Annotated in this window: 14 protein-coding genes; 2 read left to right on the forward strand and 12 right to left on the reverse strand. The window is 64.2% G+C overall.

Annotation, left to right across the window (positions count from 1 at the left end):
- Window position 1 precedes the first annotated feature (1 nt).
- The 7 genes from ccmE to FJ967_RS15710 all read right to left on the reverse strand — a co-directional run bounded on the left by ccmE (window position 2) and on the right by FJ967_RS15710 (window position 5,371).
- Window positions 2–445 carry a cytochrome c maturation protein CcmE gene (gene ccmE / locus FJ967_RS15680; RefSeq protein ID WP_140732727.1) on the reverse strand — a complete coding sequence of 148 codons (444 nt, stop codon included), beginning with the start codon at window positions 443–445 and terminating at the stop codon, window positions 2–4.
- An 8-nt stretch (window positions 446–453) separates the two neighbouring features.
- Window positions 454–1,593, reverse strand: coding sequence for a c-type cytochrome biogenesis protein CcmI (gene ccmI, locus FJ967_RS15685; protein ID WP_140732728.1), 1,140 nt, complete (start codon window positions 1,591–1,593; stop codon window positions 454–456).
- A 118-nt stretch (window positions 1,594–1,711) separates the two neighbouring features.
- Entirely contained in the window at window positions 1,712–2,152 is a 441-nt protein-coding gene (locus FJ967_RS15690; RefSeq protein ID WP_140732729.1) for a hypothetical protein, read from the reverse strand.
- 178 nt (window positions 2,153–2,330) lie between these two features.
- On the reverse strand, window positions 2,331–3,764 hold the full coding sequence (locus FJ967_RS15695) for an ATP-binding protein (RefSeq protein WP_140732730.1): 1,434 nt from the start codon (window positions 3,762–3,764) through the stop codon (window positions 2,331–2,333).
- Complete coding sequence (locus FJ967_RS15700) at window positions 3,748–4,413, reverse strand: response regulator transcription factor (protein ID WP_023800820.1); 666 nt, start codon at window positions 4,411–4,413, stop codon at window positions 3,748–3,750. The genes FJ967_RS15695 and FJ967_RS15700 overlap by 17 nt, the downstream gene beginning before the upstream one ends.
- A gap of 80 nt (window positions 4,414–4,493) precedes the next feature.
- On the reverse strand, window positions 4,494–4,793 hold the full coding sequence (locus FJ967_RS15705; protein ID WP_140732731.1) for a hypothetical protein: 300 nt from the start codon (window positions 4,791–4,793) through the stop codon (window positions 4,494–4,496).
- Window positions 4,794–4,963: 170 nt separating this feature from the next.
- Window positions 4,964–5,371 carry a DUF3168 domain-containing protein gene (locus FJ967_RS15710; protein ID WP_140732732.1) on the reverse strand — a complete coding sequence of 136 codons (408 nt, stop codon included), beginning with the start codon at window positions 5,369–5,371 and terminating at the stop codon, window positions 4,964–4,966.
- 254 nt (window positions 5,372–5,625) lie between these two features.
- Here FJ967_RS15710 and FJ967_RS15715 point away from each other — a divergent pair, with 254 nt between their 5' ends.
- Window positions 5,626–6,414 (forward strand): fumarylacetoacetate hydrolase family protein, encoded by a 789-nt coding sequence (locus FJ967_RS15715; RefSeq protein WP_140732859.1) that lies wholly within the window; start codon window positions 5,626–5,628, stop codon window positions 6,412–6,414.
- Here FJ967_RS15715 and FJ967_RS15720 read toward each other — a convergent pair.
- The 5 genes from FJ967_RS15720 to FJ967_RS15740 all read right to left on the reverse strand — a co-directional run bounded on the left by FJ967_RS15720 (window position 6,411) and on the right by FJ967_RS15740 (window position 11,399).
- Window positions 6,411–7,226: an ABC transporter permease gene (locus tag FJ967_RS15720; RefSeq protein ID WP_140732733.1), complete on the reverse strand. Its 816-nt coding sequence runs from the start codon at window positions 7,224–7,226 to the stop codon at window positions 6,411–6,413. The genes FJ967_RS15715 and FJ967_RS15720 overlap by 4 nt on opposite strands.
- 4 nt (window positions 7,227–7,230) lie before the next feature.
- Window positions 7,231–8,064, reverse strand: a complete 834-nt coding sequence (locus FJ967_RS15725; RefSeq protein WP_140732734.1) for an ABC transporter permease — start codon at window positions 8,062–8,064, stop codon at window positions 7,231–7,233.
- Between the two features lie 22 nt (window positions 8,065–8,086).
- Window positions 8,087–9,199 (reverse strand): ABC transporter substrate-binding protein, encoded by a 1,113-nt coding sequence (locus FJ967_RS15730; protein WP_140732735.1) that lies wholly within the window; start codon window positions 9,197–9,199, stop codon window positions 8,087–8,089.
- A gap of 68 nt (window positions 9,200–9,267) precedes the next feature.
- Entirely contained in the window at window positions 9,268–10,362 is a 1,095-nt protein-coding gene (locus FJ967_RS15735) for an ABC transporter ATP-binding protein (protein ID WP_140732736.1), read from the reverse strand.
- 149 nt (window positions 10,363–10,511) lie between these two features.
- A complete protein-coding gene (locus tag FJ967_RS15740; RefSeq protein WP_140732737.1) occupies window positions 10,512–11,399 on the reverse strand; it encodes a LysR substrate-binding domain-containing protein in 888 nt (295 codons plus the stop codon).
- A 76-nt stretch (window positions 11,400–11,475) separates the two neighbouring features.
- Between FJ967_RS15740 and FJ967_RS15745 the strand changes: the two genes are divergently transcribed.
- A complete protein-coding gene (locus FJ967_RS15745; protein WP_181175897.1) occupies window positions 11,476–13,077 on the forward strand; it encodes an amidohydrolase in 1,602 nt (533 codons plus the stop codon).
- The last annotated feature ends 7 nt before the right edge of the window (window positions 13,078–13,084 follow it).

Raw genomic sequence — 13,084 nt, forward strand, 5'->3', positions numbered from 1 at the left:
CCTACTCGCTCTTGCTTTCTTGCCACACACCCTTGGCCTTCAGACCGTCGGCCACTTCCTTGGGCATATAGCGTTCGTCGTGCTTGGCCAGCACGCTGTCGGCGACAAAGACGCCATCGGGGCCGAAAGTGCCCTCGGTGATGACGCCCTGTTCCTCGCGGAAAAGGTCGGGCAGGATGCCGGTATAGGTAACCTTGACCGATTTGTGGGTGTCGGTGACCGAAAAGGCAACCGTTGCGCCCTGGCCGCGCTGGATGGTGCCTTTCTCGACCAAACCGCCGAGCCTGATGCGCTGGCCGGGCGGCACACTGGCGGTGGCGAGATCGGCCGGCATGTAGAAATAGGACGCTTTCTGACCGAGCGCGTAGAAGGTCAGGCCGGTGGCGGCGGCGAGGAAAGCCAGACCGCCCACAATCACCGACAATCGTTTTTGCTTGCGCGTCATATCAGGGATTACTCCGTCGCCGTCAGGCCGAGCGAGGCGGCGAAGGCGGTGAATTTCTTGGCTTCGTCGCTGCCGGCGCCAAAGACGGCGATGGCGCGCCCCAGCGCATCGCGCGCCTGGTCGGCCTTGCCCAGCACCACATAAGAACGAACAAGCCGCATCCATCCTTCCGCGTCGCGCGGATTTTGACGAAGTTTGTCGTCGAGGCCGGCGACCATGGTGTTGATCATGGCTTCCCTGTCCTGCTGCGACATGGAAGAGGCCGCGTCGACATCGGCGGCATCCGGCCCCTTCGCGGCAGCGTCGGAAGCGACTTCAGCACCGCCGGATTTGTTCAATGCCTGTTCGACGGCGCCGCGCCAGGGTGAATCCGGCGGCAGTGTGCCAAGCATCGCCTGCCAGGCCGCCTCCGCTTCCTTGCCGCGGCCTTCCTGCGCCAGGGCCATGGCCAGATAGAAGCTGGCTTTGGCGTTGGCCGGATCAAGCTTCAAAGCCGCCTCGAAGGCGTCCTGCGCATCGGCCGAAACAATTCCGCCCGCGGCACCCGCGATCGCCTCGCCGAGGCCTGCCTGGCGGACGGCACTGTCGCCGTCCAGGCGAATGGCATTGCGATAGGCCGCGACGGCGTCGGCAAAGCGCTGCATGCGCAGATAGACCGGCGCCAGCACGTCCCAGCCGCGCCCATCGGAAGGATTGGCAGCAAGATGGGCTTCGGCGCGCGCCACCAGTTCATCGACCGAACTGTCGGCCGGGTTCTTGGCAAGCCGCTCGCCGAGCGGCTGCGATGGCAGGTCAGGCGAGCCTATCTGGCTGTAGAGCCCCCAACTGACCAGCGGGACCGCCAGCACGGCCACGGTCGCCACGAGTCTCGCCGTGACCGATGCCGACTTGCCGGACGACTTGCCCGCCATATCCCTGTTGCTCAGGCGAAGGATGCGGCGGGCGATCTCGGCGCGCGCCTCGGCCGCTTCAGCGGGCCGGATCAAACCGCGCGCGGCATCACGGTCGAGTTCGGCCAGTTGATCGCGATAGACTTCCAGGTCGTGCTCGCCGCTCGGCGACGCGCCCTTGGCGGCCCCGGCCAACGGCAAAAGCACCGCCAGGCTGGCGCCCAGCGTGAGGATTGCGGCTATGACCCAGAACAGCATGGCTCTTCCAATAAAGGCAGAGCCCTGCCCTGCCAACACACCCGTCCTGCGACGCTTTGACGGCAGGCCGCCTGATATCCCTGACCGGTACCGGCTACTGGCGCCGTCAGCCGAAAACTCAGGTCAACGGCGTCCAACTGCCGTCGGCATTGCGGCAGGCCGTGCCATGCGCCGTGACGCTGGCGCCGCCATTGAATACGGTCTGCGTGTACTGACGGCAGTCCTGCGAACCGACGCGGTAAGGCTGGGCCGGAACGACCTCGCCGTAGCGGGAGGCCTGATCGCCCTTCCAGCCCACCTTCTGACCGCTGGTATTGTATTCGAGCGCCTTGTATTCAGCCTCGAGCGCATTGCGCTTCTCCGTATCGCTCAGGCCGTTGCCGATCGACCCGCCGATAAGGCCGCCGCCCATGGCGGAAATGATCGACTTGGTGACGACCTTGCCGCCCGCAGGCGGCGTCGAGGCCGGGGTCACCGCCACCGTCGGTCCCTTGCCGCCCAAGGTGGTGCAGCCCGACACGGCCAGCAATGCGGAAACGAGCGCAACGCGAATCTTCATGCCAACAACCGGTATTCTTGAATTGGAACCTGCCATGGATGCGCCGGGGGCCGCGTCATCCCGCGTGGCCATAGTATTGATATTTGTCGGAAATTTGGCCGCTGCCAGCAGTCCGAGGTCAGTCGATATGCCGCCATAGCATGCGCCGCCCCCTGGTGTCGATTGTCCCGACAAGGCATCACTGAAGGCTCCGCAGTCGCACCACCGCCTTCAACCCGCCCATGCCGGACCGTTCCAGCGCCAGGCCGCCGCCATACTCGTTGACGAGGTCGGCAACAATTGCAAGGCCCAGGCCCGTTCCCGGTTTTGTCTCATCCAGGCGGCGTCCGCGCTTCATGGCTTCGCGCGCCTTGTCCTCGGGAATGCCCGGACCATCATCGTCGATGCTGATCTCGAACAGATTGTCAGTGCCGCCGGCCAAGGGTGCAACCGTGACCGACACGGCGCTCCTTGCCCATTTCATCGCATTCTCGAGAAGGTTGCCAAGCAGTTCCTCGAGATCCTCGCGTTCGCCGGCAAAGACGATCTCGGTGGCCGGCAGCGAAAGCGACAGGCTGGTCTGCGGGTTGAGTTTCTGCAGAACGCGCACCATGCGCTGAACCAGTGGTGCCACCGGCGTGCGGTAGACGACGCTGTCGCGCTGCGCCGCGACGCGGGCGCGCTGCAGATAGTGCTCGACCTGCTTCTGCATCGAGGCGGCCTGTTCGGCGATCAATTGCCCCTTGGGGCCGCCCAGCGCCCGGCCTTCGTTGAGCAGAACGGCGAGCGGTGTCTTCAGCGAATGGGCCAGATTGCCGACCTGGGTGCGCGAACGCTCGACGATGCGTTTGTTGTTTTCAATCAATGCGTTGGTTTCGTTGGCTAAGGGTTCGATCTCAGCCGGGAAGCGCCCGTCCAGCTTCTGCGCGGTGCCCTCGCGCACCATGGCAAGTGCGTTCCTGACGCGGCGTAGCGGCTGCAGCCCGAGCAGGATGGCGACGGCGTTGATAGCGATCATGCCGATGCCGAACAGGCTGAGATAGGTCAGCAAGCGGCGCTGGAAGGTGGCTATTTCCTGCTCCAATTCGCTCTTGTTGCCCATGACGCGGAAGCGCGCGGCTCGGTTCTTGGCGTCGAGAACGAATTCGCTCTCGAACACGACCAGTTCCTCGCCGTCGATGCCCTGCGCGGTATAGCTGCGCTGGAAATTGGCGTTGAAGGGCACATCCACCACATCCGGCGACGGGATGGTCCGGGTCATCGACGACGAGTGAAGATCGCCATGCACACCTTCCGAAGCCGGCTCGACGGACCAGTACCAGCCCGAATTCGGCTCCGAGAATCGCAGGTCGCCAAGATCGGGAGAGCCGGTCAGCGCGCCGCTGTCGGAAATGCCGATGGAGCCGATCAGGTTGAACAGATGCGCCGACAGCAGGCTGTCGAAACCCCGCTCGCTGGCTTGCCGGTAGAGCGTCGTGATCAAGGTGAAGATGACGACCAGGGTCAGGATCGCCCATACGGTGGAGAAGGCGATGACGCGAAACGTCAGCGAGCGCGGCCATACGCGCAGCGACAGCCGTCTGCCCACGGTCGGGTTGGTAGGGAGCGGTTCCGCCTTACGCCTCCGGCTCACGCATGCGGTAGCCCATGCCGCGCACGGTTTCGATCATGTCGATGCCCATCTTCTTGCGCAGCCGCCCGACAAAGACCTCGATCGTGTTGGAATCGCGGTCGAAATCCTGATCGTAGAGATGCTCGACCAGTTCGGTGCGCGAAACGACCTCGCCCATGTGATGCATCAGATAGGCAAGCAGCCGGAATTCATGCGAGGTCAATTTCAGCGGCACGCCGTCGACATCGGCCTTCGAAGCCTTGGTGTCGAGACGCAGCGGCCCGCAGGTCAGTTCCGACGAGGCATGGCCGGCGGCACGGCGGATCAAGGCCCGGACCCTGGCCAGCACCTCCTCGATGTGGAACGGCTTGGTGACGTAATCGTCGGCGCCGGCATCGATGCCGGACACCTTGTCGCTCCAGCGGTCGCGCGCGGTCAGGATCAGCACCGGCATCTTGCGGCCGCCGCGACGCCAGCGCTCGACCACGCTGATGCCGTCCATCTGCGGCAGGCCGATATCGAGCACAACGGCATCGTATGGCTCGGTATCGCCGAGGAAATGGCCCTCCTCGCCGTCGAAGGCACGGTCGACGACATAGCCGGCATCGACCAGCGCATCCGAAATCTGCCGGTTGAGATCCTTGTCATCCTCGACGACGAGTACGCGCATGCGGGGACCACTGCCTGTTGACCGATGGTTTCAGATATAGGCCGATTCCGCCGGCCTGGGAAACGGAGGCGAAGACCGCGTCAGTTCTGCGGAACCACGATTTCGGAGCGGCGCGGACGCTGCCCGTCCTTGCCGGGCACGAGCACGACAATGACGCAGACCGGCTGGCCGCCACGCGTCGATTGCGAGGCCTTGGCGAGCGTCCCGCCATTCTGCTCGGCCACCTGCTGACCGATCGCGTAGCAATCGGACGCGGCCAGGACGATAGGGCTGGGCTGGTCGGGAGCAATGACGGGCATCGCCATCGCCTGTGACGCAAACAGCCCGGCGGCGCTAAGCGCCAGGGTCGCGGTTCGGAAATGGGAGCGAAGCGTTTTCATGGTCGGCGTTGTAACGCATCTGTGCTGAACGTGAAATGAACAGTGAACGACCCTGAAACCATGCTCGCCACACCCCTGCAACGCGAGACAGACACCTGAATTTCACCGTCCCGCCGGCGAAACCCGCGAAAGCCCAGTCTAGACTCCGTTTTGGTGATATTGAAAGCGCGTCAGGCGTTTTCCTGCGTCAGCGCACGGAATCGCAGCAGGCCGTGATGGACAAGCAGCTCCTCATCATATCGGGCCTCGGTGAATTCCAGCGACAGCCGCGTCTGGCCGCGCGGACCCACGACCAGCACCGCCCCGGCAAGCCGCGCCTTGATGGCATCGATGATCGCCAACGTCTCGGTTTCGCCATGCGCCTTCGACCAGACATGGAAAGTGATCAACTGGTCGTCGTTGTTCTCGGCGCCGGTGTCCCAGTCAAAGGCCGAAGTCTGGCCTGAAGTCACATAGGGAAAGGCGGCGTTGTCGGTTGCCCGTTCGAGCAGTCCCGCGCCGCCCAGCAGCGCCGACAGCGCTGCGTCGCTTTTCAGCCTGAGGAACAGGGCCTGCTGCAGATCACCGGGCGCGGTCATCGTTCTTCCCCTCGCCTGTTGCGCCGCCGACCCTTGCTTGCCAGAAGCTCTTCCGCGTTCTAGACGCTTTGCCATATATAGCCATTTGCCGCACGGACACGTTTTGTCGATTCGTCGTCTCGATGATGAATGCCGATGATCTCGAAAATACGACTTGCCGACAATCTCGTCGGCGAATGCGCCATAGCGGATACCGGTTGCGCACCGCAAGCATCATCAACGCCCGACAGCGGGCCAGATTTCGGGAATTGATCATGCTCGATCGGGAAAAGGCCCAGGCCGCGTCGCGTTTGCTGGTAGGCCATTGGGATGATGGCACCCATCTCGATGCCATACCCGAGCCGGTGCGGCCGAAGACGCGGACTGACGGTTACGCCATCCAGGCCCATGTCATGGATCGCTCTGCGGCGGCGCTTTTCGGCTGGAAGATCGCGGCAACCAGCCTGGCCGGGCAAAAGCATATCAATGTCGAGGGCCCGATGGCAGGGCGCCTGCTCGCCGAAAAAGCGGTCGAGGTTGGAGGAAGCGTCTCGCTCGCGACGAGCAAGATGCGCGTCGCCGAGATCGAATTCGCTTTCCGGTTCGGCCGCGCGCTGCCGCCGCGCCCAACACCCTTTGAAATCGCCGAGGTTATGGACGCCGTCGCGACCCTGCACCCGGCAATCGAGATACCGGACTCGCGTTACAACGACTTCTGCGCCGTCGGCGCGGCACAGCTCATCGCGGACAATGCCTGCGCCAATCTGTTCGTCATCGGCGAGCCCACGCGAGCCGAATGGCGCGAAGTGAACCTCGCGGAGCACTCCGTCACCGGCGTCGTTTCAGGCAAATCGCGGCACAACGGTACGGGCGCGGCGGTGCTGGGCGACCCGCGTATCGCGCTGACATGGCTCGTCAATGAGCTATCGGGCCTGGGCATAACCGCCCAGCCGGGACAGATCGTCATCACCGGCACCTGCGTGACGCCGATCGCTGTCGAGGCCGGTGACGAAGTCATCGGCGATCTCGGCATGTTCGGCCACGTCTCGGTGCGGTTCGTCTAGAGCGGCTCGCTCCCGCGGCGCACCCTGACCACGAAGCTCCGCACCGCCAGAACCAGCACGGTGATGATGATCAGGATCACCGAGAGCGCCGCGATGGCCGGATCGATGTTGTCGCGCAGGCCCATCCACATCAGGCGCGGCAGCGTGATGGCGTTGACCGAGGTGATGAACAGGGTGACGCCGATCTCTTCCCAGGACAGCACGAAAGAAAGCAGCGCAGCGGTGACGATGCCGAACTTGATATTGGGCATGATGACACGGGTGGCGCGTTCCCACACACTGGCGCCGAGGCCCCGCGCGGCAAGATCGATGCGCCGGTCGAGCTGGCTGAGCGAAACCAGGATCAGCACCGTCGCGAAAGGCACCGTCATCACCGAATGCGCCATGGCAACGCCGAGCCAGGTGTCATAGCCGAAGAAGGAGCTGACGCCCGAGATCGAGGTGAGCAGGAAGTAGAGCGTCACCGCGGAGACCACCGGAGGCACCACCATCGGCAACAGCACGAAGCCGACGAGCGTCGCGGTGAAGCGCGGCTGGAACATCCAGACGCCGAGGCTGAAGCAGAGCGCAAGCACGGTGGAGATGGCGCTGGAGACGATGCCGATGCGGATCGAGAGCAGGATCGACTGGATCCAGCGCGGATCCTCGATCAGCGAGCGATAGTGGCGCAGCGACAGTTCACCCGTCGGCATCGCCAGCATGCGGCTCGGCGTCAGCGACACCGGGATGACGGCGAGCAAGGGCAGAAGCAGGAACAGCGCCACCAGCACGGCGAGGATCAGCGAGACTGGTCCGGGGCGATAGGTCGGCATCGCGCTACACCAGTTGCTTGGGTTTGACGTAGCGGAACAAGAGCGCCATCAGGGCACCCACGAACACCACCAGCACGACGCTGATTGCCGCGCCCAGCCCCCAGTCCGGGCTTTGGAAAATCCTGAGATAGATCAGTTCGGCGATCATGACGCTGCGGCCGCCGCCGAGGATCGCCGGCGTGACGAAGAAACCCAGCGAGAAGACGAAGACGATCATCGCCGAGCCGATGATGCCGGAGCGCGTCATCGGCACGAACACCGTCCAGAAGGTGCGCATGCGGCTGGAGCCCAGCCCGCGCGCGGCAAGCAGCACCCGCTCGTCCAGGCTGCGCATGGCCGACGCCAGCGGGAAGACGGCGAAAGGAATGAGAAAATGCGTCATGCCGACGACGACGCCGAACTCGTTGCGCACCAGGGTCAGCGGTTCGGAAATGAAGCCGATCGACTGCAACCAGGTGTTGATCAGGCCGCGGTTCGACAGCAAGGCCACCCAGCCGAAGGCGCGTGTCAGCACGGAGATCCAGAACGGCACCAGGATGCAGAATTCAGCGATGAGGCGCTGGGCTGGTGTGCCGCGCACCCAGACAACCGTGATCGCATAGGCGGCGGCGACGGAGACCACGGTGACGATCGCCGCGATGCGCAGCGTGCGGATGAACACCGACTGGACCAGATCGTCGGTGATCAAGGCCTGATACTGGCCAAGCCCCGGTGTCGGCAGCGTGAAGCTCCACTTCACGACACCAAGGAAGGGCCAGGCATAGGCAAGGACGAGAAACAGGAGCAGCGGCGCCATCAACAGCGCCGCGCCCATCCTGTCGGAGAGAGTGCCTCTCATCTCAGATCAGCATCCCGCCGGCTCAGGCGGAGATGATCTTGGTGTATTCGTCGAGCGCGGCGCCGTAATTCTTGGCGTACCAATCCATGTCGAGCGGGATCTGCTTCTTCATGTTGTCGGGATCGACCGGATTGATGCGCTTCTTGTCGGCGGGAACCAGAGCGTCGGCGGCCGGATTGGCCGGGCCCTGGCCGAGCTTGTCGAACATGACGAGCTGCTTTTCCGGATCCTGCGCGCTGGCGATGAACTTCATCGCCGCGTCCTTGCCGCCGGGGTTGTTCTTCAACACGGCGAGCGCGCCGGGCGAGATCAGGCCCTGGTCCCAGATGAACTTGATCTGGCCGCCGGAGTCCTGCTCGATCAGCGAAGCGCGGGTCGACCAGACGATCGCCATCGAGGCCTCACCATTGAGCAGCACGCTCTGGCTTTCGGCGCCGCCGCCCCAATAGGCGACGACGTTCTCCTTGAACGCCGCGATCTTGTCATGGGCGCGCTTCAGATCGAGCGGATAGAGCGAGGCCGGTGCGATGCCGTCGGCCAGCAGGGCCGCTTCCCAGCTCGACACGCCCCATTTGTAAAGGGACCGCTTGCCGGGAAACTTCTTCACGTCGAAGAAGTCGGCCATGCCGGTCGGTGCATCCTTGCCGTATTTCTGCGAATCGTAGGCGATGACATAGGAGAAGAAATAGGTCGAGGCGGCATAGTCCCAGCCAAAGCCCGGCCGCATCTTCTTCTTGTCGACGATATTGTAGTCGATCGGCTCGAGCATGCCTTGCGCGCCGAGCGTGATGGCCGAGAACGGGTCAACGTCGACGAGGTCCCAGGTCGGGGCGCCGCTTTTGGACTGCGCGGCGATCGCGCCTTCGGTCGGTCCCGATCCGTCCATCTTGACGGTGATGCCGGTGTCCTTGGTGAAGGCCTGGCCATAGGCGGCATCGTAGGCCGTGATGGCGTCGCCGCCCCAGTTCACCAAAACCAGTTCCTTGGCCTGGGCGAGAGCGCCGGTCGAGCGCAGCAGCATCGGCGTGCCGGCAAGCACGAGGCCTGCGAGCTGCGCGAACTGGCGGCGTGAAATCTCGCCGCGCCCTGCCCTGGCGGACAGGCTTTCAATGGCATTTTTCTTGGTATCGTTCATGTCAGTTCCCCTTTTTGTCGTTGATTTCAGTCCGGAAGCCGGTGCGGCGGCTCAGGCCGCGCCGGTGCTCATTGTCCTCCTTCAGGGAGGAGGAAACCCTTCTCCGCCGGCCAGGTCAGCCAGACGGAATTGCCTTTGCTCAACGCCGCCGCGGCGACTTCGTTAGGCACCGAGACGGTCACCTTTGCCCCCTGGCGCGTCGTCAGGTCGAGCTTGGTCGCCGCTCCAAGATAGGTCGAGGCGATTGCCGTCGCGGCGATGCCGTTCTCTCCGGCGGCGGCCTCGCGCGCGATCGACATATGTTCGGGCCTGATCGCCAGGATGGCGTCGCCGCGGACTTTCTCGGCCTTGCAATGCATGCTGACGGCGCGATCCTCACAGAGGCCGGTCGAGCCGTTGTCGGCGGGCTTGACCCCCTTCAGCGGCAGCATGTTGATCTCACCGAGGAACTCGGCCACGAAGCGGTTGTCGGGCCGGTCATAGACCTCGTCCGGGGCGCCGACCTGCAGCAATTTGCCGTGATTGAATATGGCGACGCGCGACGACAGCGCCAGCGCCTCGCTCTGGTCGTGGGTGACGAAGACGAAGGTGGTGCCGGTCTCCTGGTGCAGACGCTTCATTTCCGCCTGCATCTGCCCGCGCAGGCTCTTGTCCAGCGCCGAAAACGGCTCGTCGAGCAAAAGCACGCCCGGTTCGAACACCAGCGCGCGGGCCAGCGCCACACGCTGCTGCTGGCCACCGGAAAGCTGCGACGGCAACTTCTTCTCGTGGCCGACCAAACCGACGCGCTCGATCATCTCGCCGACGCGCTTCTTGATTTCGGTGGCCGATTTCTTGCGCACCTTGAGCGGGAAAGCGATGTTGGCCTCGACGCTCATATGCGGGAACAGCGCATAGCCTTGGAAAACCATGCCGGCGGCGCGCTGTTCGGCCGGGCGGTCGGTGATGTCGGTGCCGTCGCTGAGGAGCTTGCCCTCTGTCGGCTGCACGAAGCCGGCCAGGATCATCAGGAAAGTCGTCTTGCCCGAGCCGGAGGGGCCAAGCAACGTCAGGAACTCGCCGCGGCCGATGTTGAGTGACAGATTGTCCAGCGCACGGAACGAGCCGAAGCTCTTGCCGATTCCGATTGCCTTGATCTCTGCGGCCCGGCCGGGTTGCTGCATCCTGCCTCTTCCTCAGTCCCCGGCAGAAATCGTAGGCAGGCTGGCGGCTCACCGCAACCGAATAGTTTTCGCCTGATCGGCAAATTTGATTCACGTCTGCGAGACGGGAGGCGTTGTCTATTTCCCTCCGAGGTCCGTCGACGGGACTATCATAGCCTGTTCTCCGACAGCTTCGCCCGCAGCCAGTCGCTGAAGGCATTGAGCACCGGATGTCCCGCCTTGGCGTGCTCGAAGACCAGGAAATACGAGCGTGGCGAGGGGACCGAGGCCTCGAACGGCTTGACCAGACGGCCTTCGCTCAGCGCCCTTCGGCCGGTCAGTTCGTCGCCCATGGCAATCCCCTGCCCCGCGACCGCGGCCGAAAAGACGAGGTTCATGTCGGAAAAGAAGATGCCGCCTTCCGTATCGGGATTTTCCACCTTGGACAGCGCCAGCCAGCGTGCCCAGTCCTCTGTGTCGCCCAGATGCAGCAAATTGGCGCGCAGCACGTCGGCGGGCTTGGAAAATCCGCCGACCTTGTTGAGCAGCGTCGGGCTGCACAGCGGCGTGAAGTGGACTTCGCAGAGCAGTTCCACCGCCCGGTTCGGCCAGTTGCCGACGCCAAAGGCGATGAAGGCATCGGCCTCCGGATTGCTGACGTCATCGAGGCGGCGAGGCGTCAGGATCGAGAGCGCCACGTCCCGATACATTTGCTGGAACTCGCCGATATGGGAGCACAGGAACATCGAGGCGAAACCCGGAGGACAGGAAATCGCGAACGAACCACCGACGCCGGCACCGCTGTTTTGCGTCCCCGCATCACCGAGCACGGTGAGCGCCTTCCTGACATCGGCCGCGTAGCGCTGGCCGCGCGGCGTGAGCGCCACGCCCTTGCCGATGCGTTGCAGAAGATCGAAGCCAAGGTCGCGCTCGAGCAGCCGAAGCTGGTGCGAGACGGCGCTGCGGGTCAAATGCAGTTCATCGGCGGCGCGCCAGACGCTGCCATGCCTGGCGAAACTGTCGAGTGCGCGCAGCGCCTGTGTCGAAGGAATTCTCAAGAGGTGAACCGAATTTGCACGAAACGGGAAAACATATCACTTTTTGGCGAGCCGCTTCACTGCTTTCTTCTAAAGCATGGACAAACCGGTGACGACATCGGCGCAAGAGACCGCGCTTGCCTGCCTCGACGGCATCCAGCCCCTGCTGTCGGCTTGGACACGCACCATCTTCGATTTCGGCGAGACCGCCTGGCGCGAATATCAATCGGCGGCCTGGTACATCGATCGGCTGAAACGCGAGGGATTTTCGGTCGAGGAAGGCTCGGGCGGCATGCCGACAGCCTTTTGCGCCCACTGGACGAATGGCGCGGGACCGACGGTCGGCATGTATGCCGAATACGACGCCGTGCCCGGCAACTGCCAGGACGCGGTGACGGTCAGGCAGCCGAGGCCTGGGCTCGGCGTCGAAGCCGGCGGCCACACCGATCCGCATTCGGGGCTCGGCATGGCAAGTCTCGGCGGACTGCTTGCCACCAAGGCCGCGATGCAGCGCCACGACATCCAAGGCACGCTGCGTTTTACCGGCGAGCCGGCCGAAAAGGTGCGCGGTTCGAAGCCGATCCATGCCGCCAAGGGTTATTATGACGGCCTTGCCGGCATGATCTCATTCCACCCCTTCTACATGCTGCCGCTCTGCAACACGGCGCGCTGGGACACGCATTGCGGCGCCGCCTACGCGATGATCTACCGCTTCGTCTGCGACGAACCCGAAAACTGGGTTCGGGCAGGCGACGGCGCACCGATCCCGCAGGCGCATTCGGCGGTCAGGGCACCGGGCGCCAACGACGCGCTGATGACCATGTACATGGCCTCCAAGGCGTTGCGCGATTCCATGCTGCCGCACCAGGGCGGCTGGTCGATCAGCGAGGCGATCCTGACGGCTGGTCAGGCCACGGCCGACAATCTGCCGGCGGGCCTTGCCGAAATCCAGTACATGATCCGCGTGCCTACCATTGGCATGGCCGAGCAGGTCACCGCGGTGCTCGACCGCAACGCCGCCGCCGCGGCCGCTATCAGCGGCTGCCGCTACGAACGGCACTGGGTGTCGAAGTCGCGGCCGGGACTGGCGAACCACGCCATGGCCGGGATCGCCTATCAAGCCCTGTCGACGGTCGGGCCGCCGCGTTGGGACGAGGCGGCAAGAGCGATCGCGCGCGAAATCCAGGTCAACGCCGGCGGAACAGCGACCGAGAATCCGTTCATCGACGAATTGGAGCGGTTGATAGCGCCGCAGGAGGCCGAGGCGATCCTGCGCCGCGACCTGCCGCCTTCGCAGGTGAATTCAACCTCCGACGACTACACCGACATGAGCTGGCACGCGCCGACCGCGCGCTTCTATGTCGCGCGCCCTGCGCTACGCTCGGCAAGCGGCCACGCCTATCCGGCCTGGGTGATGAATGCGCTGGGCGGCATTCCGGCGACGATCGATCCGATGGTCATCTGCGCGGCCAGGACGGTTGCGCTGACGGCGTTGCGCCTGCTCGAAGACAAAACCGCCCGCGAGGAGGCGATGAGCGAGTTCGCCACCCGTACCGGAGGCGGCATCGGCGGTTCCAACTGGATCGCGCCGCTTTGCGACTACGAGCCGCCGGTCAACTTCCGCTGGCCCGAATATGTCACCACGCCGCGCGGACGCGACTGGTGGATACCAAGCAATGCGCGACCGACCAATTCTTGAGAACAAG

This window comes from Mesorhizobium sp. B2-3-4, from assembly GCF_006442315.1.
GTDB lineage: Bacteria > Pseudomonadota > Alphaproteobacteria > Rhizobiales > Rhizobiaceae > Mesorhizobium.

What these genes read in the sequence shown, in the direction of transcription:
- ccmE (WP_140732727.1), bottom strand. Translation starts at nt 445, where the DNA reads ATGACGCGCAAGCAAAAACGATTGTCGGTGATTGTGGGCGGTCTGGCT.
- ccmI (WP_140732728.1), bottom strand. Translation starts at nt 1,593, where the DNA reads ATGCTGTTCTGGGTCATAGCCGCAATCCTCACGCTGGGCGCCAGCCTG.
- FJ967_RS15690 (WP_140732729.1), bottom strand. Translation starts at nt 2,152, where the DNA reads ATGAAGATTCGCGTTGCGCTCGTTTCCGCATTGCTGGCCGTGTCGGGC.
- FJ967_RS15700 (WP_023800820.1), bottom strand. Translation starts at nt 4,413, where the DNA reads ATGCGCGTACTCGTCGTCGAGGATGACAAGGATCTCAACCGGCAGATT.
- FJ967_RS15705 (WP_140732731.1), bottom strand. Translation starts at nt 4,793, where the DNA reads ATGAAAACGCTTCGCTCCCATTTCCGAACCGCGACCCTGGCGCTTAGC.
- FJ967_RS15710 (WP_140732732.1), bottom strand. Translation starts at nt 5,371, where the DNA reads ATGACCGCGCCCGGTGATCTGCAGCAGGCCCTGTTCCTCAGGCTGAAA.
- FJ967_RS15715 (WP_140732859.1), top strand. Translation starts at nt 5,626, where the DNA reads ATGCTCGATCGGGAAAAGGCCCAGGCCGCGTCGCGTTTGCTGGTAGGC.
- FJ967_RS15720 (WP_140732733.1), bottom strand. Translation starts at nt 7,226, where the DNA reads ATGCCGACCTATCGCCCCGGACCAGTCTCGCTGATCCTCGCCGTGCTG.
- FJ967_RS15725 (WP_140732734.1), bottom strand. Translation starts at nt 8,064, where the DNA reads ATGAGAGGCACTCTCTCCGACAGGATGGGCGCGGCGCTGTTGATGGCG.
- FJ967_RS15730 (WP_140732735.1), bottom strand. Translation starts at nt 9,199, where the DNA reads ATGAACGATACCAAGAAAAATGCCATTGAAAGCCTGTCCGCCAGGGCA.
- FJ967_RS15735 (WP_140732736.1), bottom strand. Translation starts at nt 10,362, where the DNA reads ATGCAGCAACCCGGCCGGGCCGCAGAGATCAAGGCAATCGGAATCGGC.
- FJ967_RS15745 (WP_181175897.1), top strand. Translation starts at nt 11,476, where the DNA reads ATGGACAAACCGGTGACGACATCGGCGCAAGAGACCGCGCTTGCCTGC.